This is a genomic window from Mesorhizobium sp. M1396 (genome assembly GCF_040317725.1).
Lineage (GTDB): Bacteria > Pseudomonadota > Alphaproteobacteria > Rhizobiales > Rhizobiaceae > Mesorhizobium.
The window spans coordinates 37,181-59,158 of record NZ_JAMYLA010000006.1; the positions used below are offsets into that span (position 1 = coordinate 37,181).

Genomic DNA, 21,978 nt, shown 5'->3' on the forward strand with positions numbered 1-21,978 from the left:
GGACCGAATGGCGCAAGCTAGCACAAGTTCGAAATTTCAGCCGGTCCAAAGAAATCGACATTGCAGCTCATTTGCCCTATCTTGAGCACCTAGAAGTTGACATATGGACTGAAACTCCGATGATAGAAGACCAATTGGACCGCATCGACAGGAATATCCTGGCGGCGCTGGCAAGCGATGGCCGGCTTTCCATGTCAGAACTGGCCGCAAAGGTCGGCCTGTCGAAGACGCCGGTCCAGGCGCGGGTGAAGCGACTGGAAAAGGACGGCTACATCAGGGGCTATCAGGCGATCATCGACCGCGAGCGTATGGGCGAAGGCCATGTCGCCTTCGTCCAGGTGAAATTGTCCGACACCCGATCCGCCGCGCTCGACGCCTTCAACCGATCCGTGCAGGCCGTGCCGGAGATCGAACAATGCCACATGATGGCGTCGAGCTTCGATTATCTGCTGAAAGTCCGCACCCGGGATATCGCCGCCTACCGCCGCGTCTTGGGCGAGCGCATTTCCGCCCTGCCCCACGTCGCCCAGACCTCGACTTTCGTGGCAATGGAGACGGTCAAGGATCGATGACCATGATCCCGAAAAGTGGAAGCCGTTTTCGGACAAGATCATGGTCAAACAAAAAGAAAAATAGAGCCCCATCCCGATACATCGGGATGGATCGGGCTCTAACTCACTCCGAAAGCGTCTTCAGGAAAGCCACCAGCGCCGCGCGCTCTCGGTCTGAAAGCTCCAGCGGGTGAACTTCGGACGTTCCCTCGACGCTGGGCGCCGCCTTGGCGTAGTGCGCCACCACCTCGTCGAGCGACGAAAACTGTCCGGCATGCATATAGGGCGGCCGCGTTGCCGCTCCGCGCAGCGACGGCGTCTTGTAAGCGCGGATGAGTTCCGGTGCGGATTTGACCATGAAGCGCAACTCGCCGCAGGCGCCGGCGTCGCCATCGCGATAGGCGCCGAAGCAGTTGAACGGGTCGGCCTCGACTTGGGCCACGGCATCGATGCGGCCGCGATCCGGCGGCAGGCCCGCAACGGGGGGCACGCCGGTGTTGTGAAAGCCGTTGTCGGTGAAGCGCGGGCCGTTGTGGCAGGTCACGCAGTTGGCCTTGCCGATGAACAGTTTCAGCCCAAGGATTTCCTCCTTCGAGAAGACGGCATCGCCCTTCGGCCCGGCGCCGGTGACGAGGTCCAGCGCAAACCGATCGAAGCGCGTCGGCGCCGGCTCGATCGACCGTTCGAAAGCGGCGATCGCCTTGCCGATATTGGCAAAGACGCCGTTGATGGCGTCACGCTGCGCACCGCTCATCGCGTCCCAGGCAGCCTTCTCAGCATCGTTTCCAAGCGGGCTGGCATTCGCCGGCATGCCGGAAAAATCGGGCAGCGGCCCGAAGATGCGCTCATAGCGTTCGCCGAAGCGCGCCTTGATGTAATGGGCGTAGGCGGTGCGGTTTCCTGCCTGCTCCAGCGGGTTTTCGAGCGGCGTCAGCGCTTGCGCCCACAGGCTGTCGCGGCGGCCATCCCAGAAGAACCAGGGATCGCGCGCCACGCGGGCCAGCGGCATTGTGCGCCGGTTGGTGTGGCCGACGCCGACGGCTTGTGGCAGGTCGTCCTGGAATTGCCGGTCGATCTTGTGGCAGGTCGAACAGGATACCGTGCCGTCACGGCTCATGCCCTGATCGAAGAACAGCGTCGAACCGAGTGCGGCGGCGGCCGGCACATCGGCAAAACGGTTGGTGGTGTCGGGTTTCAGCGGCGGCAGTGCCGACAGCGCCAGCGAGGCGATGGTCTTCTTCTCTGCGTCGGAAAAGTCAGGCTTGCCGCAACCGGCAAGGATAACGGCAACCATCAGCGCCAGAAAACGTGAAAGCCGCCTCATTTCTTGCTCACAGCACCACGTTGAAGAGCACGGTGTCGGAACCGGCGGTGGCCGAAATTGCGAAATGCAGCTGCCACCAGCCGCTCATGGTGAATTTTATCCCTTCGATCCGATAACGGCCGTCGCCGAGATAGTCGGTCGCCTGCGGGCTGGTCGGCAGGCCGTGACTGTGCAGCGGCATGCCGCCGGAGATCGCGATCGCGGCCCCTTCCACCGGCGCTCCAGACTTTGTCTTCAGCGTCAGCAGCCAGGATTGCAGTTGGCCTGGCCGCACAACGCCCCGCTCCGGCAAAAAACTTGCCACGAACAGCCCGTTGTCGGTGTTCTTCGTCCGCGAAATATCGGGGCCGGCAGAATGCGACGACCGCGGCGCCGTCAGATAGACGACCGCGAGAATGCCGACCAGCAAGGCAGCCAGACCAAGACCTGCCAGGAGATAGCGCCATATCGATGCCAAACCGTTTCCTCTTCTGCGGACAACGCTCTGCCGGACGGATCGCATCCCGCCAGCTGTGAAAAAACGCCATGGCGGAAAAAACCCTGCTTGCCAAGCATGGCGCTGCCGATGGCAAAAAGCTACAGCACCGAGATCACTGGAGGATTGCAGATGGCGGGAAACGGCGTCGCCTCGATCGGCGAATGCATGCTCGAACTGTCGGGCCAGACGGGACCGAACTGGCGCATGGGCTTTGCCGGCGACACGTTCAACACGCTGTGGGCGCTGCACGCGTTGAGCACTGAGCGGCCGGCAACCTATGTCTCGGCCTTCGGCGATGATCCGTTCTCGCAAGGCCAGATCGGTTTCTTCGCCGAAAACGGCATCGGCATCGGTTCTAGCCCGGTCATAGCGGGCGCGCGGCCCGGCCTCTATGCCATCACGCTCACCGGGGCCGAGCGTTCCTTCACTTATTGGCGTGGCGATGCCGCCGCGCGGCAGCTCGCCTCGGACCCGGTTGCACTGTCGAAAAACCTGGAAAATCAGGCGCTTGTCTATTTCAGCGGAATCACTTTGGCAATTCTGGACGAGACCGCGCGCGCCGCATTGCTGGCGGCCGTCGGCAAGGCGCGCTCAGCCGGCTCGACAATCGCCTTCGACCCCAATTATCGGCCGCGGCTCTGGCGCAATCGCGAGGAGGCGCAGGCAGCGATCGTCGAAGCTCTTGCCGTCACCGACATTGCACTGCCGACCTTCCCCGACGAGCAGATGCTGTTCGGCGATGCAACACCGCAAGCGACCGCCGAGCGGCTCGGGCAACTGGTCGATGAGGTCATCGTCAAGAATGGTGAAGCGCCGGCACTGATTGCCCAGGGAGAAACGCTGTGTGAGGTCCCGGCGATCCATGTCGCCGACCCCGTCGATACGACCGGCGCTGGCGATTCCTTCAACGGCGGCTACCTTGCGGCTCGACTTGCCGGGCACGACCCGCTGGAAGCCGCGCGCCGTGCCCATCGCGTCGCCGCCGCCGTTGTCCAGGTGCGCGGCGCACTGGCGCCGTTCCAGACGCTGCGAGCGGCTTTCGAAGGCTAAGCTAAGGTCTGTCGAGATTCAGGTCAGGCCGAGCCGAAAACAGTAGATTCCGAGAACCGGAGCGGAGCGTACTTTGGGTACGCGAGCACCGGAAGCCCAGGAAACTGCTGTTTGCAGGCCGGCCTCACCTGAATATCGGCGGACCTTAAGGCAGCCGGAAACGATATTCAGTCACATGATGGTAGATCGCGCCCGGCCACAGCGTTGCCTGCGGGAAATAGGGCCGGTTCGGCGCATCCGGCCATATCTGCGGCTCCAGGCAGAAACCGCAAAAGGCCTTGTAGCTGCGCCCTTCCAGTCCGGTGCGCGGCGTCACATACTGACCCGTATAAAGCTGAACGCCGGGCTCGGTGGTCCAGACCTCCATCTCGACACCGGAACTGGCGCCTTGAACCCATGCCGCCTGCTTGAGGGGTCCACGTGACGAGGCGAGGCAAAAATTCTGGTCATAGGGCAGTTGCTCGCCCTCGGTCTCCATGCGTAGCAGCCGCGCCTGGCGGAAATCGAACGGCGTGCCGTCAACCGGCTTGACTACCCCTGTCGGGATCATGTCGCCATCGACCGGCAGATAGGCACCGGCATTCAGCATCATCCTGTGGTCGAGAATGTCGGAAGCGCCACCATCATCCAGGTTGAAATAGGAATGCTGGGTGAGGTTGCACAGCGTCGGCTCCTCGCAGGTGGCGGTCAGCTCGACGCTGAGCGTGCCAGGAATCTTCAGCCGATAGGTGCAGGTGACGTCGAGCGCGCCGGGAAAGCCCATCGTGCCATCGGGGTCATGCAGCGTCAGCGTGACGAAATCCCTGCCATGCAGCGAAACCGCCCACGGCCTGTGAGAATAGCCCTGCGAGCCACCATGCAACGTATGCTTGCCGAGGAAATTTTGCTCGGTCTGATAGCGACTGCCGGCGATGGTGAAACGGCCGTCGCGGATGCGGTTGGCATAGCGGCCGACGACCGCGCCGAAGAAGGCCGTATCGGTCTCATAGTATCCCAGATTGTCATAGCCGAGCACCAGCGGCGCATCGTGCCCAGTCAGGCGCAGATCCTGGATGATCGCCCCCAGGCCAAGGATGTTGGCGGTGATACCGCCGCCCCTGATCGTGAAGCGCCGCACCGCCTCGCCTGCCTGCGTCGTACCGAAAACCTCGCCGTCCTTCATCGCCATGCCCGCAAATGCCAGTTGATCCAGTCGGCTGGTTTTACCATGCAAGATGGGCAGGCCATTGGCCTCCCCATCTCAGGTAGCTAATCAGAGGCCGAGGCCGCCGATGCAGACATATTTGGTGTCGAGGTAATCCTCGATGCCCTGATGCCCGCCTTCCTTGCCGAGACCCGATTCCTTGACGCCGCCGAACGGCGCCTCCGGCGTGGTGATAAGGCCTTCATTGACACCGACCATGCCGTATCTGAGCCCTTCCATGACGCGGAAGGCGCGGCCGAGATCGCCGGTGTAAAAATAGCAGGCGAGGCCGAATTCGGTGTCGTTGGCGAGCGAGATGGCTTCCTCTTCGGTCTCGAACTTGAACACCGGTGCTACCGGGCCAAAGATCTCTTCCTTCATGAATCGCATCTTGGGTGTCGCGTTGGCGATGACAGTCGGCTGAAAGAACGAACCGCCGAGCGCATGGCGCTTGCCACCGGCGACGACCTTGCCGCCCTTGGAAGTCGCGTCGGCGATCAGTTCCTCGACCTTCTCGACCGCCTTCTCGTCGATCAGCGGTCCCTGCTGCACGCCGTCCTCGAGGCCGGAACCGACCTTAAGCCCGTCGCTGGCGGCGGCGAGCTTCTCGACGAACTTGTCATATACACCAGCCTGGACCAGGAAGCGGTTGGTGCAAACGCAGGTCTGGCCGGAATTGCGATACTTGGCGGTGATCGCACCGGCGACGGCACGCTCGAGATCGGCGTCGTCGAAGACGATGAACGGCGCGTTGCCGCCGAGTTCCATCGACACCTTCTTGACGGTGACGGACGACTTCTGAATGAGAAGCTTGCCGACCTCGGTCGAGCCGGTGAAGGTGATCTTCGACACCAGCGGATTTGCGCAAATCTCGTCGCCGATCTCGCTGGCCGAGCCGGTCAGGATGTTGATGACGCCCTTGGGGAAGCCGACTTCCTCGGCGAGCGCGCCCCAGGCAAGGCCCGAGTAAGGCGTCTGCGAGGCGGGCTTTACGACCGCGGTGCAGCCGGCGGCGAGCGCCGGGCCGAGCTTGCGGGCCAGCATCGAGGACGGGAAATTCCACGGGGTGATGGCGGCGATGACGCCGACCGGTTCCTTGGTGACGAGGATGCGGCGATCCGCCCATGGCGACGGTACGACGTCGCCATAGGTGCGGCGGCCTTCCTCGGCGAACCAAAGGATGTAGGACGCGGCCGAGCCGATCTCGCCCTTCGATTCGAACAGCGACTTACCCTGCTCGATGGTCAGCAACTCGGCCAGCACATCCTGATTGTCCATCATCGCGTCGTGCAGCTTGCGCAGCAGCTTCGAGCGCTCGAGCGCGGTGGTCTTGCGCCACGACTTGAAGGCGGCATCGGCGGCTTCGATGGCGCGGCGCGTCTCGGCCTTGCCCGACTTCGGTACGGTGCCGATCTTGAGGCCGGTGGCCGGATTGTTGACGTCGACCGTCTGGCCGCTGTCGGCCTGCACCCATTCGCCATTGATGAGATTGGCCTGCCGCATGAAATGGCTGGTTTTCTGAAGCATGGTCTATCCTCCGTTCGGCGCGCTGACGGCCGGTCTGTGAAGTCTTCGGTGAGCGTGCGCCATGGACTGGGGCCGGCACGCCGGAGCCACTGCTCTTTACCTAGGGCAAGGCCCGCAAGCAATCGCTACATGGCATATAGGGGTTGGACCAGCCCGAGGCGAGAGCAGGCCGGTGTGCATCCTGACCTATCAGAAAACGTGGAGCACCACCGTCAGCCAAAAAGCGGTGGTGACGGCGGCGCAGGCGGTGGCGATGGTCATCTGGTTCGACGCCAGCGCCTGGCCGGTGTTGAACTGCACCGCGATCAGATAGGAATTGACGCCGGATGGCATCGCGGCCACCATCACCGCCACCTTGGCGGTCAAGGGCGGCAGGCCGAGCAACCAGACGAAGGCGAGGACCAGCGCCGGCATCAGGAACAGCTTCAGCGCCGAAAGCACCAGCGCCGGCCTGACATTGCCCGAAATGCCGAAGCGGCGCAGGCTGAGCCCCATGGCGAACAACGCCACCGGCCCCGCCGTACCGGCCAGCGCATCGACCAGGCGCATGGCGACATCAGGCAGCGGGGCACCGGTGATGCGCCATGCAAGCCCTGCCAGAATGCCAATGATCAACGGATTCATGAAAAGCCGCTTGAGGAAGCTATGGATAACGCGCAAGGGATGCACCGGATCGCCGCTGGCGCGGCCGAAGGCTTCGAACAACACGATCGAGGCCATCAGCATGATCGGCAGATGCACCGAAACCAGCAAGGACAGCACTTCAAAACCATCCGCTCCGAATATGCCGAGGATAAAGGGAGCGCCGAGCAGCACGATATTGGAAAAGGCCGATGAAACTCCGCCGACGACGCCGGCGCGTGCATCTCGCCCAAATATCCGCGTGGTGACGAGATGGCCGGCGGCCCAGGTGATTGCCACGGCCGCGAAATAGGCGCCCCACAGCGACCAAGGTGCCACTCCGTGGAAATCCGCGTTCACCATGGTCTGGAACAACAGCAGCGGCATCGCTACGCTTACCGCGAAATCGGCTATGCCCTCGCCGCTCGCCGGCTTCAGATAGCCGGTGAACCCGGCGAGGTAGCCGAGCGCGACAAGGCTGAAGACGAAAAGGACGGTTTCGGTGAGCGGAGACATTTTTCCCGTGATAGGCGAGCCACGCTCGCGGCGCAATCGCGCCCGAATTTGATCATGCCCGAATTTGATCATGCCCGAATTTGATCATGGTAGACTGGCAGCATTGTAGAGGGTTTGGATCATCAGGGCGGACACCTAACGACAAATGGCCTTTGTCGAAACCTTGAAGCGCAATCTTTTGCGGCAGGCGTGGCTGACGGCTTTCGTCGCCGCACTGATTTGCCTTGCCGTGACGGCGCTTGCTATAGCCGAAACCAAAAGCCTCAAGGGCGTGGCGCTGATCATCGGCCAGTCGAAATACGAGCACATAGCCGCGCTGCCCAACCCGGCCAATGACGCCCGCGACATGGCCAAGATGCTGACCGATCTCGGCTTCGATGCCCGCAGCGTCACCGATCGCGACGCCGCGAAGCTGAAGCGCGACCTGGAGCGCTTCTCGGAAGATGCCGAAGGCGCCGATGTCGCCTTCATCTATTATTCCGGCCACGGCATCGAGGCCGGCGGCGAGAACTATCTGGTTCCAGTCGATGCCGACGTATCGTCCCTCGGAGATGCCAACCAGGCGCTTGTGCCGATTTCCGCCGTCATGGACGCGCTGAAAGCGACCGTGCCTGTGACGATCGTGCTGCTCGATGCCTGCCGCACCAATCCGTTCCCCGCGGATGCCGTGGTGCGGCGCGCGCCGACCGCCTCCGCCTCGCCGATTGGTGCCGGCGGTCTGGAGCCGGTACGCGGCGCCAAGGCGCTCGGCAATACGCCGGCGGCCGATGCGAGCCTGGGCACCGTGGTCGGCTTCGCCGCCGAGCCGGGCCGTCCAGCGCTCGATGGCACCGCCGGCGAAAACAGCCCTTACGCGTCCGCCCTGCTGCGCCACCTCGCGGCGATGAAGGGCACCGAGTTCGGCTCGGTCATGCGCATGGTGACCGAGGAGGTCTATCTCGACACCAAGGCAAAGCAGCGCCCCTGGGTCAATGAAAGCCTGCGCCGACTGCTCTATTTCGGCGTCGCGCCAGCGGAGCCGACCGGCGACGACGGGCTGATCACGGGCGAGCGCCGCCAGCTGCTCTTGACCATTTCCGAGCTGCCCGACCCGAAACGGGCGCAAGTGGAACTGGCCTCGCTGCAGGAAGGCGTGTCGCTCGATGCACTCTATGGCGTGCTGAAGGCGCTCGGCACGGAAAGGATCCCCGAAGATCCGACCGACCTGCAAAAAGTGCTCGACGCGCAGGCTGAACGCCTGAAGAAGATGATGTCCGAGCGCGCCGCGCTGCGCACCGACGATCCGGAGATCAAACGGCTGGTCGCCTCCGCCGACAAGGCGATCGGCCAGGGCGCCATCGTGACGGCGCGGAAATTCCTCGACGACGCCGTCGGCCGGGTCGAGCAGACGAACGATGCGGTTGATGAGGCCGAGGATCTCGTCAAGCAGAAGCGTCTTGCCGATGCCGCGATCTACGCCAGACGCGCCGATGCCTCGGGGCTGGTCTTCGACTACAGATCCGCCGCCGCCGATTATGCCAAGGCTTTCTCGCTGGCCGAAAAATGGGACGACAAACTGCGCTGGAACTACAAAAACCAGGAGGCCGAGGCGCTGAACGCTTACGGCTACGCCACTGGTGACCTGGATGCGCTGCAAAATTCCATCGAGGCCTATCGAACCATCCTGAACTTCATCCCCAATGGCGAACAGAATCGCGACTGGGCGATCACCCGCAACAACATGGCGGTTGTGCTGCAGACCATCGGCGAGCGCGAGACGGAGACCGCGCGCCTTGAAGAGGCAGCGCGGATCTTTCGCGATTCCCTTGTCGTGTTCGAGCGCGAGAAGGACGATCTCAACTGGGCCGCCGCGCAGAACAACCTAGCCAATGTGCTGTTGAAAATCGGCGAACGCGAGAGCGATCCTAAGCGCCTGAATGAAGCAGTGGTGGCGATGCGCGCTACACTTGAGAAGCGGCCGCGCGACAAGGTGCCGCTCGACTGGGCGGCTTCGCAAAACAACCTCGGCCTGGCGCTCTATGCACTGTCCGAGCGTGAGACCGCCGGCGAGCATCTGACGCAAGCCGAAGCCGCCTACCGGCTGGCGCTTGAGGAATACACGCGCGAAAAAGCACCGGTGGAATGGGCGATGGTCGAGAACAATCTCGGCAACACGCTTGTGTCGCTTGGCATCCAGCTCAACGACAACGCAACCATCAACGAGGCGGCCGACGCCTTCCGGGCCGCGCTAGAGGTGCGAACCCGTGAAACCTTCCCGGTCTCGTGGGCAACCAGCCGGCTCAACCTCGGCAACGCGCTAAGCGGTGTCGCCCGCTTCGATATGGGAACCGGCGCGCTCGAAGAGGCGGCGGCGGCCTATGACGATGCACTGACGGTGTTTACCCGGCAGCGTTTTCCGATGGACTGGGCGTCGGCGCAGAACAATCTCGGTTCGATCTACCAGACGCTTGGCCAGCGCACCCAAGACACGGCCAAGCTCGAGCAATCGGTGAGCGCCTTCCAGGCCGCGCGGCGGGTCTATGTCAGGCGAAAATTCCCGCTCGACTGGGCAATGAGCCACTACAATCTGGGCAACACGCTGCAGCTTCTCGGCGGTGTGACCGACAAGCCGGAACATTACGGCGAGGCCATTGCCGCCTACCGCGATGCGTTGCGCGAGTACAAGCGCGAGACGAACCCGCGGCAATGGGCGCTGAGTGAGGCCGGTCTCGGTTCGGCGCTGCACTGGCTGAGCATGAGCGATGCCAATCCCAAAACCCTGCAGGATTCAATCGCGGCCCGGCGGGCAGCGCTTGAGGTGCTGACTATCGAAGCAGCCCCCATAGATTGGGCCAACGCTCAGAACGGCATAGGCATGAGTCTTCTCAACCTCGGCAATCTCGAACGCACCGATAAATACCTCAATGACGCAGAGGCAGCCTTCACGGCGACGCTGAAGGTATTCACCCGCGAGAGTCAGCCCTTGCAGTGGGCCTTCGAACAGAACAACCTCGGCGACGTCCATTGGAACCACGCCAGTTACGGCGCGGGTAAGCCGGAATATCTGAAAGCCATCGAATTCTTCGAGAACGCCAAGCGGGGGTTTACCGAAGCCGGCTACACGATGCCCATTCCGTTGACCGACCAGAAAATCGATCTGGCGAAGAAGCAGATGGCCAAGAAGTAGGGCTCCGCCCGACCGCGCCTTGTCTTTCGGATGGCTTTACGTCCCTATATGTCCGGTCACCGGAACCCATTGCCGGGAACCGGAGAAGGATAGCCTATGATTCGATTTGTGCTGGCTTTGCTTCTGCTGGCCATCCCGGCCGCAGCCCACGCCACCGACGCCGGCTGGGCGCTATTACGCGACGGCGGCCATGTCGTGCTGCTGCGTCATGCCATGGTCACCGGCACCACCGATCCGGTCAATTTCGACATCGACAGCTGTGCCACCCAGGTCAACCTGTCGGCGCGCGGCAAGCAGCAGGCGAGCAAGATTGGCGCCTTGTTCGCCGCTCGTGCAGCACCCATCGAGCGCGTGCTGTCCAGCCGCTACTGCCGCTGCCTCGACACCGCCCGCATCGCTTTCGAGGCCGAACCGAAGCTGTTTGCGCCGCTTGACCTCCTGAAGGGCGACGAGACGCAAAAAGCCGCTCAGATCGCAGCGATCCTGAAGGAGATCCGCGACTATTCCGGCTCCGACAATCTGGTCATGGTCACCCATCTGGAAAATATCCAGGCCCTGACCGGCGTTTCGCCCCGCGAAGGCGAGGCCGTGGTCGTAGAGCCGCAGGGCGATGGCCTGCGCGTACTCGGCCGCGTCACCTTCTGAAGTTCCGACGCTCCCTTCAGCATTGGATCGATGTTGCCGAAATGCCACCATTGAAAGAAGCCGCAAATCCGCCACGACAATGCTGCTTGCGACAACCCGTCGCAGGGGCTATAGGCGCGCTCCCGGTCACGAGAACCGAAGTGAGCACAACGGTTGGAGCTTTCGTCTCCGCCCGTGCAGGCGGCTTTGCCGCCCTGTATACGGCGCCGCTTTGGGGATTGGGATCGCGGATGTAGCTCAACTGGGAGAGCGCCGGACTTTATCCGGAGGTTGTGGGTTCGAGTCCCGTCGTCTGCACCACGGATAGCTCAGCTGGAAGAGCATCAGATCGAGAATCTGACTGTCGAAGGTTCGATCCCTTCTCCATTGGCCTGATAAGCCAGCACCCTGCCAGGTGTTATCTGAAAAACGGTCCGGGGACTGGAATGCGAAAGACTGGACGGATGGCCCAAGCCCCTCGGGCACGGATCATCCCGAAAATCTGACGCCATCGGCTCGCGGCCAGGCCCGCGGTGACGATCAAGGCGCAGTTTAGCCGGCAAAGGAAGCTTCGGCTTCCGGAGCCCGCTTCGCTGCCCCGCGATCCGCTCCCGAAGGTCCGCCACGGATTGATGCCACCAGTCCCGGGATCATTCGTGCCCGGACGATGACGCAAGACGACGATGTGAAACGAGAAACGAAGGGAAGATCGACGCATGACTTGACGCCTCGCATGGGGCCATGCCCGACAGGAGTAAGACAATGACTGTTCTCGACAAGGTTCTTGGACGCGAGCGCGTCCTCGTAAGGGAAAACGAACGTGCCCTCGCCCTCCACAAGGGTGAGATCAAGGCTGTCCTGATGCCGGGCGAAAATTGGCTCGCCAACCGGCGCGGCAGCCTTGAAGTGTCCCGTCACGATCTGAAGAACCCGGAATTCGTTTCGGCATACGAGAAGGCGTTGTTCGACAAGTTCCCGGAAGTGGCCGCGCGTCATTTCACCGTGGTTCGCACCGGGCGAACGGACGTCGCCGTCATCGAGCGTGACGGCAATTTGCACGCCGTTCTGGCGCCGGATCGCAAGCTCGTGCTGTGGACGGATGCCGGCCCGTGGAAGGTGACGCTGATCGACACATCGGTCGATCTCGCGATCGATGCGGCGGTCATGCGCCGGCTCCGCCAGGCGCGGAAGGCGGAATTGATGTCCGTCCATCCGGTCGTCGACGGTCAGGCCGGACTGCTCTTCGTCGACGGTGTCCTGGTCAGGACGCTGACGGCGGGCGTGCATGGCTTCTGGAACGTCGGACGCATGGTGCAGATCAAGGTCGTCGACCTCAAGCGCCAGTCGCTCGACGTTGCCGGGCAGGAAGTGCTGACCAAGGATCGCGTCACGATCCGCGTCAACATCGCCGCCGAATACCGGGTCGTCGACCCGGTCAAGGCGGTGAGCATGGTGAAGGACTTCTCCGAAGCCCTCTACCGCGCCCTGCAGTATGCCTTCCGCAAGACGCTTGGCGCGCTGACGCTCGACCAGATCCTTGAAAGGAAGGTGACGATCGACGAGGAGGCGGCGGCCAAGGTTCGCGCCGATATGGCCGAGATCGGAGTGGAGGTCAGCGATATCGCCCTCAAGGATGTCATCCTGCCGGGCGAGATGCGCGAGATCCTCAACCAGGTGGTGTCGGCCGAAAAGCAGGCCGAGGCCAACATCATCCGTCGGCGCGAGGAGACGAACGCCACGCGTTCGCTGCTCAACACGGCCAGGGTGATGGCGGAAAACCCGGTGATGCTGCGGCTGAAGGAGCTCGAGGCTCTGGAAACCATCGCCGGAAAGGTCGAGCGGCTGACCGTCCACAACGGAACGGGCGGGCTGCTCAACGATCTGGTCAAGCTCCGCGACAGCTGATGCATGTCGCCCAGAGTGGTTCCGGCTTGGGAAAACGACATGCATCGAAACAAAGGATGACGTTACGTCAAGGGAAGGGCCACCGTATCAACCGGTGGCCCTTCTTGCCTTTGCAGAGCAGGGTTCCCATCTGCACCCGGCGTATGAGGCCTTTTCCTGCCGGAAAAAACCGATTAGACAGCGCCCAAACAAGATGCGGACAGATTCCGCCCGCAACCGAAGGAAAAGCCCTTGTCCACCACGTTCGACAAAGTCGCCAAGATCATTGCCGACACCAGCGAAATCGATATCGACACCATCACCCCCGAGAGCCACACGATCGACGATCTCGGCATAGATAGCCTCGATTTCCTCGACATCGTCTTCGCCATCGACAAGGAATTCGGCATCAAGGTGCCGCTGGAAAAGTGGACCCAGGAGGTCAATGACGGCAAGGCTTCGACCGACGATTACTTCGTCATGAAGAACCTGTGCGCCAAGATCGACGCGCTGGTCGCAGCCAAGAACGCCTGACGTCAGTTGAGCGCGCGATCTTGACGCGCTCTGCCGCCTGACCCACAAAGCCGCACATGAGCAGCCCCCGCGACGTCGTCATCACCGGTATCGGCCTTGTCTCCTCGCTGGGGGAAGGTCCGGACGCCCATTGGCAGAAGCTCGCGCAGCCGGGTCTCGAACCGGTGCTCGAGGCGGCACGCTTCGCGCCTTATACCGTCCATCCATTGCCTGAGATCGACTGGAACCTGCAGATCGCCAAACGCGGCGATCAGCGTCAGATGGAAACCTGGCAGAGGCTCGGCACCTACGCCGCCGGGCTTGCACTGGACGACGCCGGCATCAAGGGCAATGACGAACTCTGCACGACCATGGACATGGTCGTGGCCGCCGGCGGTGGCGAGCGCGACGAGGCGGTCGATGCCGCCATTCTCGCCGCTTCGGAAAGCCGCAACGATCGCGATGTGCTGCTCAACGAGAAATTGACCACCGAATTGCGGCCGACCTTGTTCCTGGCCCAGCTTTCCAACCTGCTCGCCGGCAACATCTCCATCGTCCACAAGGTGACGGGATCGTCCAGAACTTTCATGGGTGAGGAAGGTGCCGGCGTCGCCGCCGTCGAGACGGCCGCCGCGCGCATCCGTTCGGGCCAGTCGACGCATATCCTGGTCGGCGGCGCCTTCCAGACCGAACATTCCGACATGCTGCTCGGCTATGAGCTTGCCGGCTATTTGCATCGCGGCCCGTGGAAGCCGGTCTGGCAACGGCAAGGCGCTGAGGGCGGCGGCGTTGTGACCGGCTCCGGCGGCGCCTTCCTGGTGCTGGAGCAACGCGAACACGCGACAAGCCGGGGCCGGAAAATCTATGCCGAGCTTGGGCCGATCGTCTCGGGCCGCGCCAGGCGGCCACGGGGAGAACTCGATGCCGAGATCGCCGCGCTGCTCAAGCAGGCTGCATTGCCGAACGGCAAATTGCTGGCCCTGTCGGGCGCATCGGGCGCCCATGCGGCGACATCAGCCGAGAAAGCAGCGCTCGATGCCAATCCGGCGATCGCCGCGCGCGGTTTTTCGACGCTGACCGGGCACATGAAGGAAGCGCAGTTTCCCTTCGCCGTGGCGTTGGCGGCACTCGCTGTCGACCGCAAGGCCGCCTACCCTGTTTTTGATGCCGCAACCGAGACGCCGTTCGAAGGCGTTCCCGCAACCGTCCTTGCAACGGCGATCGGCTACCACCAATTCGAGGGCATGGCGCTGGTCAATGCCGCCTGAGGCGGCGCTCCGAGATCCATGCTGTAACGATAAAAGGTCGAGGGCTCCCGGATGGCCAATCTGAACGATCATATGGGCAGGCCGATTGTCGCCGTCACCGGCATCGGCGTGGTGACCTCGCTTGGCGTCGGCAAGACGGACAATTGGGCGGCGTTGACCTCGGGAAGATCAGGCATCCACCCGATCACCCGCTTTCCCATCGATCAACTGAACACCCGCATTTCCGGCATGGTCGATTTCCTGCCGTCGAGTTCGAAAGGCTCCAGCCCCCTCACCTACGAGTTGGCCGAGCTCGCGGGCCTTGAAGCGGTGGCCGAAGCCGGTCTTGATTCCAGCGATTTCGGCGGACCGCTCTTCCTCGCATCACCGCCGGTCGAACTCGACTGGGCCGAGCGCTTCTCGCTCTACAATTCCGGCAAGGACAAGGATGACACCGCCGCCGAAAGTCTGCTTCGGGTCGCGCGTAGCTTGAAAGAGCTGGATATTTTCGAGACCACCCAGTTCGGTTCGATCGCCGGCCGCCTTGCCGACCGCCTTGGCACACGTGGTCTGCCGATCACGCTGTCGACGGCTTGCGCTTCAGGTGCCACCGCGATCCAGCTCGGTGTCGAGGCGATCCGACGCAGCGAATGCGACCGTGCGCTATCGATCGGCGCGGACGGTTCCGCGACCGCCGAGGCATTGATCCGTTTCTCATTGCTTTCGGCGCTCTCCACGCACAACGACATTCCCGAAAAGGCGTCGAAGCCCTTCTCCAGGGACCGCGACGGCTTCGTGCTGGCCGAGGGATCCGGGGCGCTGGTGTTGGAATCGCTTGAGACGGCATTGGCTCGCGGCGCCACTATCCTCGGCATCCTGGGCGGTTGCGGCGAGAAGGCCGATGATTTCCACCGCACCCGTTCGAAACCGGACGCTTCGCCCGCCATCGCCGCGGTTCGCGCTGCCCTCGCCGATGCCGGCCTGAGTGAAGACGAGATCGACTATGTCAACGCCCATGGCACGTCGACTCCGGAGAACGACAAGATGGAACATCTGGCGCTGTCGACGGTATTCGGCGAGCGGATCGGCTCGATGCCGGTCTCGTCGAACAAGTCGATGATCGGCCACACGCTGTCGGCGGCCGGCGCCGTCGAGGCGGCGTTCTCACTGATGACGATGCGCGAGAGCGTCATTCCGCCGACCATCAACTATGACAATCCCGACCCAGCGATCGTGCTCGACGTGGTGCCGAACAAGAAGCGCAACGCCGAGGTTCGCACCGTTCTGTCGAACTCCTTCGGCTTCGGCGGCCAGAATACTTGCCTTGTCATGGCGCGGGAACCGGTCTAAGCGACCTTTCTCAGCCAGACTGAACCGACAGGCCCCATGCGCGCATTGCAACTTATCGAGGACCGCCGTCTTGAAACGGTGGACCTGCCGCCTCCCCCACCGCCGCCACTCGGCGAAGTCACGCTACGCATCAAGGCGGTGGCGCTGAACCATATCGACGTCTGGGGCTGGCGCGGCATGGCCTTCGCCAAGCGCAAGCTGCCGCTGGTCGTCGGCGCGGAAGCCTCGGGCGAGGTCGAAGCGGTCGGCCCCGGTGTTTCCAGCCTGCTGCCCGGACAATTGGTGTCGATCTATGGCGCCCGCACCTGCGGACTTTGCCGAGCCTGCCGCGAAGGCCGAGACAATCTCTGCGAGCATGTTTCGGGCGTTCACGGCTTCCATCTCGACGGCTTCGCGCAGGAAAAGATCAACCTGCCGGCTCGCCTGCTGGTTCCTGCCCCGCCCGGCGTGACCGACATCGGTGCAGCGGTGGCGCCCGTCACCTTCGGCACTGTCGAGCATATGCTGTTCGACAATGCCAGGCTGCAGCCCGGCGAGACCATTCTCATCCATGCCGGCGGATCCGGCATCGGCTCGGCGGCCATCCAGCTGGCAAAGCGGATGGGCTGCACGATCATCACCACGGTCGGCTCCAACGATAAGATCGACAAGGCCAAGGCGCTCGGCGCCGACCATGTCATCAACTACCGTGACGACCGTTTCGAGGGCGTCGTGCGCAAGCTGACCAAGAAAAAGGGCGTCGATGTCGTGTTCGAACATGTCGGCGCCGACACTTTTGCCGCTTCCATGCTGTGCTTGAAGCGTGGCGGCCGCTTGGTGACCTGCGGTTCGACTTCCGGCGTGTCGACGCAGATCAACCTGATGCAGCTGTTCCAGCAGCAATTGAAACTGCTCGGTTCCTTCGGCTGCCGCATGGAGAACATGGCCAACGCCATGCAGAAGATGGCGGCGGGACAAGTCGCACCGGTCATCGATACCGAAGTCGACTTCGACGGTATCGATGCCGCGCTGAAGCGCATGGAAGGCCGCGACGTGTTCGGTAAGATCATTCTGCGCGTCGGCTAGAGCCTTGACCTCTGTGTTCAAGAAGTTTCGCCGGGATCTCAAATTTCGCTACGGCAGGCAGCTGCGCCAGCTCAACTACTGGCTGGTTGCGCGCGCGGCGATGTTGATCATCTCGATCCTGCGTCTGCTGCCGGCCGACAGCGCGCTGAATTTCGCCGACCGCGTCGCACGCCGCGTCGGCCCCTGGGTGGGACGCCATCAGGTCGCCGTCGACAATCTGCGCAAGGCCTATCCGGAGAAGGGCGAAGCCGAAATCCAGGCGATCGCCTCCGACATGTGGGGCAACATGGCCCGCCTTGCCGCCGAATACATCTTTCTCGACGCCCTGTTCGACTACGATCCCGCGGCCAGCAAGCCCGGCCGCGTCGAGGTCAAGGGAACAGAGCATTTCGTCGAAATCGCGGGCGAACAGAAGCCGCATATCGTCTTCACCGGCCATCTCGGCAATTTCGAGTTGCTGCCGGTGGCGGCGGCGACCTTCGGCATGAACATCACGGCGCTGTTTCGCCCGCCCAACAATCCCTATCTCGCCGACTACATCCTCTCGACGCGCCGCTCGACCATGGGCTCTTTGCTGCCATCGATGGCCGGCGCCTCATTCGCGCTGGCGGGGGTCCTGGAGAATGGCGGCAACATCGGCATCCTTGTCGACCAGAAATTCTCCAACGGCCTGGATACGACCTTCTTCGGCCGTCCCTGCCAGAGCAACCGGGTGCTGGCCACCCTTGCCCGTCACTACGACTGCGACGTCTATCCGGCGCGCTGCGTCAGGCTGCCAGGCAATCGCTTCCGGCTCGAGATCGAGGACAAGCTGACGTTGCCGCGCACCGCTGACGGCAGTGTCGATGTCCACGCCACCACCCAGCGTCTCAACGACGTGGTCGAACGCTGGGTACGCGAAGATCCCGGCCAGTGGATGTGGTTCCACAAAAGGTGGGAGATCGGCGGCGGGCGACCAAAGCGCCGGCCGAAGCCCGCTCCGGCCGCAAACGCTTAAGCCTCGCCGCTGGCGGGGAGATTGGTCCTACACCAGCCGATGATGCCGACTTCAGCGAATCTGGATCACCTCAGTTCGTCACTACAATCCGCGTGTTGCCGAAACCCACTTCCCGCACCATCGAATAGAAGGTTGCGGCATTGGCCGTATGCAGCCGCACGCAGCCATGCGACGCCGGGCGGCCGAGTTGCCTGACGGCGCCGGTTCCGTGGATGGCATAGCCGCCATGGAAGAAGACGGAGTATGGCATCGGCGACATATGGTATTTGCGCGAATACCACATCCGCGCCGTACGCTGCGGCCGATAGCTGCCGCGCGGCGTGAAATAGCCAGCGCGGGCGGTGGAGACACTCCACCGGTAAACCGACAGGCCATACCTGACCGTCATCGTCTGCGACGACACGTCTATGTTTGCAACGAGGCTGGCCGCCCAGCCCTGCCCCGAAGCACCGAACAGCATCGCGACAAAAATGGCCGCCATGAGAACTGTCTTTTTCATGCGATCAAACCCCTTTGATTGCCCCTTACTCGCCTGCCATCACGTTGTTTTTCATCTTTTTAATGGCAGGTGAACGGGGTAGCACACACTCCTTGACCAATTCGCCAATCCAAAGCAGCCAATTTGAACGATTTCCCGCGATAGTTGCCGCAACGACACGCCGCACGGGCTCGATCACCAGCGGGCTTGCAAAATCGGGACGATCGCTCTCAACTCCGCCGCATGAACGAGCGACTCCTCCAGGCAATCGATAACAGGCGCGACGATATCGTCGCGCTGACCGCCGAGCTGATCCGTTTTCCGACCATCAACCCGCCCGGTGAGGCCTACCGGCCATGCGCCGAATATCTCGGCGCGCGGCTGAAGAAGAGCGGTTTCGAGACCGAATTCATTCGAGCCGAAGGCACCCCCGGCGACACCGACCGCTACCCGCGCGTCAATGTCGTTGCCCGTTTCGACGGCAGGTCTCCCGGCGCCTGCGTCCACTTCAACTCGCATATCGACGTGGTCGAAGCCGGCGACGGCTGGACAGTCGATCCCTTTGCCGGTGTCGTCAGGGACGGCAAGGTCTACGGCCGTGGCGCCTGCGACATGAAGGGCGGACTTGCCGCCTCGATCATCGCCGCCGAAGCCTTCCTGGAAGTCTTCCCCGACTTTCCAGGCGCCATCGAAATATCCGGTACCGTCGACGAAGAGTCCGGCGGCTTCGGCGGCGTCGCCCATCTGGCCAGGCTCGGCTATTTCTCGAAACCCAGGGTCGACCACGTCATCATTCCCGAGCCGCTGAACAAGGACCGCATCTGTCTCGGTCATCGCGGAGTCTGGTGGGCGGAGATCGAGACCAAGGGCGAGATCGCGCACGGCTCGATGCCATTTCTCGGCGACAATGCGGTACGCCATATGGGTGCCGTGCTCAGGGCATTCGAGGACGAACTGTTCCCCGCGCTCGACCGCAAGATAACGCGCATGCCGGTTGTGCCCGAAGGAGCGAAGCGCTCGACCATGAACATCAATTCGATCCATGGCGGCCAGACCGAGGATTTCCGGCCCGGCCTGCCCTCGCCCAACGTGCCCGATTCCTGCCGGCTGACCATCGATCGTCGCTTTCTGCTCGAGGAAGATCTCGATACCGTCAAAGGTGAAGTAACCGGCATTCTCGACCGCCTGAAGCGCGAGCGGAACAAATTCGACTATGAAATCCGCGACCTGATGGAAGTGCTGCCGCTGATGACGGAGCGCGACGCGCCGGTGGTCAAGGCGGTGGCGCAAGGCATCATGGCGGTCTTCGACCGCGAACCCGACTACGTCATTTCGCCAGGCACCTACGACCAGAAGCACATTGCCCGCATCGGCCATATCTACGATTGCATCGCCTATGGTCCAGGCATTCTCGACCTCGCCCACCGGCCGGACGAATGGGTCGGGATATCGGACATGGTGGAATCGGCCAAGGTGATGGCGATCGGGCTCAACGTGCTGTTGCGCGGCACAGCCAAGGGATAGCCCCACATCGCGACAAGCTTCGACCTGCCGATAGGGCTGTCAGGACAAAAACATTCCCAGCTACGGCAACGGGCAGAACGAAACGCAATTTACTCCGCGGCAAAATCACGCTTCTATCGCCCGGGTTTGAGCACGTGTCTGAAACGCATGGGGAGTTGCACGATGAAATTGTGGAAAACCATTCTGGCCGCGACGATCCTTGCACTAGCCGCTGACTGTCAGGCGTTTGCCGCGCGAACCGACCTCGTCATCGGCATCCCGCTCGAACCACCGCATCTCGATCCGACCGCGGGTGCCGCCGCGGCGATCGACGAGGTTCTTTACGCCAACGTGTTCGAGGGCCTGACCCGCATCGGGCTGAATGGCGAGGTGCTGCCGGATCTGGCCGAAAGCTGGACCATTTCCGATGATGGCAAGGTCTACACATTCAAGCTGCACACCGGTGTGAAATTCCACGACGGTACCGACTTCGACGCCAGTGACGTGAAATTCTCGCTCGACCGCGCCCGCGCCGACAATTCGGTCAATGCGCAAAAGGGCCTGTTCGCGGCTATCGATACGATCGAAATAGTCGATCCGGCAACGGTCAAGGTCACGCTGAAGAACCCGCAGGGCTCCTTCCTCTACAATATGGGCTGGGGCGACGCGGTGATCGTGGCGCCTGAGACAGCCGACACCAACAAGGAGAAGCCGATCGGCACCGGCCCGTTCAAGTTCCAGAGCTGGGCCAAGGGATCATCGATCACCCTGGTCAAATCGGACAATTACTGGGGCACGCCGGCGTCCCTCGACAAGGCCGAATTCCGCATCGTGCCGGATGCCGCGGCCTATGTGCCGGCACTGCTCTCGGGCGACATCCAGGCTTTCCCGTTCTTCGACGCCGACAGCGTCGCGCAGGTCAGGGACGACCCGCGCTTCAAGGTGGTGATCGGCGCGACCGAGGGCGAAACCATCCTGTCGATCAACAACAAGAAGCCACCCTTCGACAAATTGCAGGTGAGACAGGCGATCTCCTATGCGCTCGACCGCAAGGCGATCATCGACGGCGCCTCCGCCAGCCTCGGCGTGCCGATCGGCTCGCACATGTCGCCCGCCAACAAGGACTATGTCGATCTCACCGGCCGCTATCCGCATGATGTCGCCAAGGCAAAGGAACTGCTGAAGGAAGCGGGGCTGGAGAACGGCTTCAAGGCAACGCTGAAATTGCCGCCGCCCTCTTACGCGCGGCTTGGCGGCGAGATCATCGCCTCCGAGCTTCGCGACATCGGCATCGACCTCGAAATCATTCCTGTCGAATGGGCGCAGTGGCTGGATCAGGTGTTCACCAAGAAGGACTACGACCTGACCATCGTCTCCCACACCGAACCCAACGACATCGATATCTATTCGCGCAAGGATTATTACTTCAACTACGACAACCCGGCCTTCGACAAGGTGATCGCCGATCTGAACCTCACCTCCGACGAGGCCAAGCGCAAGGAATTGCTGGGACAGGCACAGAAGATCCTGGCCGACGACGCCGTGGTCGGCTTCCTCTACGAACTGCCTAAGGTCGGTGTCTGGGACGCCAAGCTGCAAGGGCTGTGGGAAAACGCACCGATCCAGGCCAATGACCTGACCAAGGTGAAGTGGAACGAGTGAGGCTGGTAGCCAAAGGGCAACGCTTGCGTTCCTTCGCGCCCCCCTCTGCCCTGCCGGGCATCTCCCCCTCTAGGGGGGAGATTTTGCTCTCGTCGCTGCTTTCGCCAATCATCAACGATGCATTTGTTGCGCCAACACTGAAATTGCCAATCTCCCCCCTAGAGGGGGAGATGTCCGGCAGGACAGAGGGGGGCGCCGTAGAACGCTATCGTCACCTGGTCTCTACCCCCGATCGCACA

18 protein-coding genes and 2 tRNA genes are annotated in these 21,978 nt (G+C 62.5%); 14 read left to right on the forward strand and 6 right to left on the reverse strand.

All coding sequences use genetic code 11. From position 1 onward, the window contains the following. Window positions 1-119: 119 nt before the first annotated feature. Window positions 120-572 carry an Lrp/AsnC family transcriptional regulator gene (locus NKH02_RS05320; protein ID WP_352877120.1) on the forward strand — a complete coding sequence of 151 codons (453 nt, stop codon included), beginning with the start codon at window positions 120-122 and terminating at the stop codon, window positions 570-572. Window positions 573-675: 103 nt separating this feature from the next. Here NKH02_RS05320 and NKH02_RS05325 read toward each other — a convergent pair whose 3' ends face one another. Both NKH02_RS05325 and NKH02_RS05330 read right to left on the reverse strand, forming a co-directional pair. Beyond that, window positions 676-1,875: a cytochrome-c peroxidase gene (locus NKH02_RS05325; protein ID WP_352876926.1), complete on the reverse strand. Its 1,200-nt coding sequence runs from the start codon at window positions 1,873-1,875 to the stop codon at window positions 676-678. 7 nt (window positions 1,876-1,882) lie between these two features. After that, complete coding sequence (locus tag NKH02_RS05330) at window positions 1,883-2,332, reverse strand: FixH family protein (protein WP_352876927.1); 450 nt, start codon at window positions 2,330-2,332, stop codon at window positions 1,883-1,885. A gap of 150 nt (window positions 2,333-2,482) precedes the next feature. Between NKH02_RS05330 and NKH02_RS05335 the strand changes: the two genes are divergently transcribed. Then, a complete protein-coding gene (locus NKH02_RS05335) occupies window positions 2,483-3,403 on the forward strand; it encodes a sugar kinase (RefSeq protein ID WP_352877122.1) in 921 nt (306 codons plus the stop codon). Between the two features lie 145 nt (window positions 3,404-3,548). Here the strand turns inward: NKH02_RS05335 and NKH02_RS05340 are convergent, their stop codons facing one another. The 3 genes from NKH02_RS05340 to NKH02_RS05350 all read right to left on the reverse strand — a co-directional run bounded on the left by NKH02_RS05340 (window position 3,549) and on the right by NKH02_RS05350 (window position 7,250). Beyond that, entirely contained in the window at window positions 3,549-4,571 is a 1,023-nt protein-coding gene (locus tag NKH02_RS05340) for an aldose epimerase family protein (RefSeq protein ID WP_352876928.1), read from the reverse strand. An 84-nt stretch (window positions 4,572-4,655) separates the two neighbouring features. Next, the gene (locus tag NKH02_RS05345; RefSeq protein WP_352876929.1) at window positions 4,656-6,113 is read right to left on the reverse strand and encodes an NAD-dependent succinate-semialdehyde dehydrogenase; all 1,458 of its coding nucleotides are present in this window, start codon (window positions 6,111-6,113) and stop codon (window positions 4,656-4,658) included. Window positions 6,114-6,302: 189 nt separating this feature from the next. Beyond that, window positions 6,303-7,250: an AEC family transporter gene (locus NKH02_RS05350; RefSeq protein ID WP_352867574.1), complete on the reverse strand. Its 948-nt coding sequence runs from the start codon at window positions 7,248-7,250 to the stop codon at window positions 6,303-6,305. A 145-nt stretch (window positions 7,251-7,395) separates the two neighbouring features. Between NKH02_RS05350 and NKH02_RS05355 the strand changes: the two genes are divergently transcribed. The 10 genes from NKH02_RS05355 (at window position 7,396) to NKH02_RS05400 (ending at window position 18,096) form a co-directional block, all read left to right on the forward strand. Then, the gene (locus NKH02_RS05355) at window positions 7,396-10,416 is read left to right on the forward strand and encodes a caspase family protein (RefSeq protein WP_352876932.1); all 3,021 of its coding nucleotides are present in this window, start codon (window positions 7,396-7,398) and stop codon (window positions 10,414-10,416) included. Between the two features lie 96 nt (window positions 10,417-10,512). Then, window positions 10,513-11,061, forward strand: coding sequence for a histidine phosphatase family protein (locus tag NKH02_RS05360; RefSeq protein ID WP_352876934.1), 549 nt, complete (start codon window positions 10,513-10,515; stop codon window positions 11,059-11,061). A gap of 226 nt (window positions 11,062-11,287) precedes the next feature. Continuing rightward, a tRNA-Lys gene (locus NKH02_RS05365) sits at window positions 11,288-11,361 on the forward strand. Window positions 11,362-11,363: 2 nt separating this feature from the next. Next, window positions 11,364-11,431: transfer RNA gene (locus tag NKH02_RS05370), tRNA-Leu, on the forward strand. A 371-nt stretch (window positions 11,432-11,802) separates the two neighbouring features. Next, the gene (locus NKH02_RS05375; RefSeq protein ID WP_352876937.1) at window positions 11,803-12,945 is read left to right on the forward strand and encodes a slipin family protein; all 1,143 of its coding nucleotides are present in this window, start codon (window positions 11,803-11,805) and stop codon (window positions 12,943-12,945) included. A 231-nt stretch (window positions 12,946-13,176) separates the two neighbouring features. After that, on the forward strand, window positions 13,177-13,458 hold the full coding sequence (locus tag NKH02_RS05380) for an acyl carrier protein (protein ID WP_006335407.1): 282 nt from the start codon (window positions 13,177-13,179) through the stop codon (window positions 13,456-13,458). A gap of 56 nt (window positions 13,459-13,514) precedes the next feature. Then, complete coding sequence (locus NKH02_RS05385; protein ID WP_352876940.1) at window positions 13,515-14,705, forward strand: beta-ketoacyl-ACP synthase; 1,191 nt, start codon at window positions 13,515-13,517, stop codon at window positions 14,703-14,705. Window positions 14,706-14,756: 51 nt separating this feature from the next. Continuing rightward, the gene (locus NKH02_RS05390) at window positions 14,757-16,034 is read left to right on the forward strand and encodes a beta-ketoacyl-ACP synthase (protein WP_352867566.1); all 1,278 of its coding nucleotides are present in this window, start codon (window positions 14,757-14,759) and stop codon (window positions 16,032-16,034) included. A 36-nt stretch (window positions 16,035-16,070) separates the two neighbouring features. Next, window positions 16,071-17,099 (forward strand): zinc-binding dehydrogenase, encoded by a 1,029-nt coding sequence (locus NKH02_RS05395; protein WP_352867564.1) that lies wholly within the window; start codon window positions 16,071-16,073, stop codon window positions 17,097-17,099. Between the two features lie 13 nt (window positions 17,100-17,112). Beyond that, a complete protein-coding gene (locus NKH02_RS05400; RefSeq protein ID WP_352877125.1) occupies window positions 17,113-18,096 on the forward strand; it encodes a lipid A biosynthesis lauroyl acyltransferase in 984 nt (327 codons plus the stop codon). A gap of 70 nt (window positions 18,097-18,166) precedes the next feature. Here the strand turns inward: NKH02_RS05400 and NKH02_RS05405 are convergent, their stop codons facing one another. Next, complete coding sequence (locus NKH02_RS05405) at window positions 18,167-18,595, reverse strand: L,D-transpeptidase (RefSeq protein WP_352867562.1); 429 nt, start codon at window positions 18,593-18,595, stop codon at window positions 18,167-18,169. Window positions 18,596-18,817: 222 nt separating this feature from the next. Here NKH02_RS05405 and NKH02_RS05410 point away from each other — a divergent pair, with 222 nt between their 5' ends. Together NKH02_RS05410 and NKH02_RS05415 are read left to right on the forward strand one after the other, a co-directional pair. Next, window positions 18,818-20,098, forward strand: a complete 1,281-nt coding sequence (locus tag NKH02_RS05410; RefSeq protein WP_352876943.1) for an acetylornithine deacetylase/succinyl-diaminopimelate desuccinylase family protein — start codon at window positions 18,818-18,820, stop codon at window positions 20,096-20,098. 162 nt (window positions 20,099-20,260) lie between these two features. Beyond that, window positions 20,261-21,739 (forward strand): ABC transporter substrate-binding protein, encoded by a 1,479-nt coding sequence (locus tag NKH02_RS05415; protein WP_352876945.1) that lies wholly within the window; start codon window positions 20,261-20,263, stop codon window positions 21,737-21,739. Window positions 21,740-21,978: the final 239 nt, after the last annotated feature.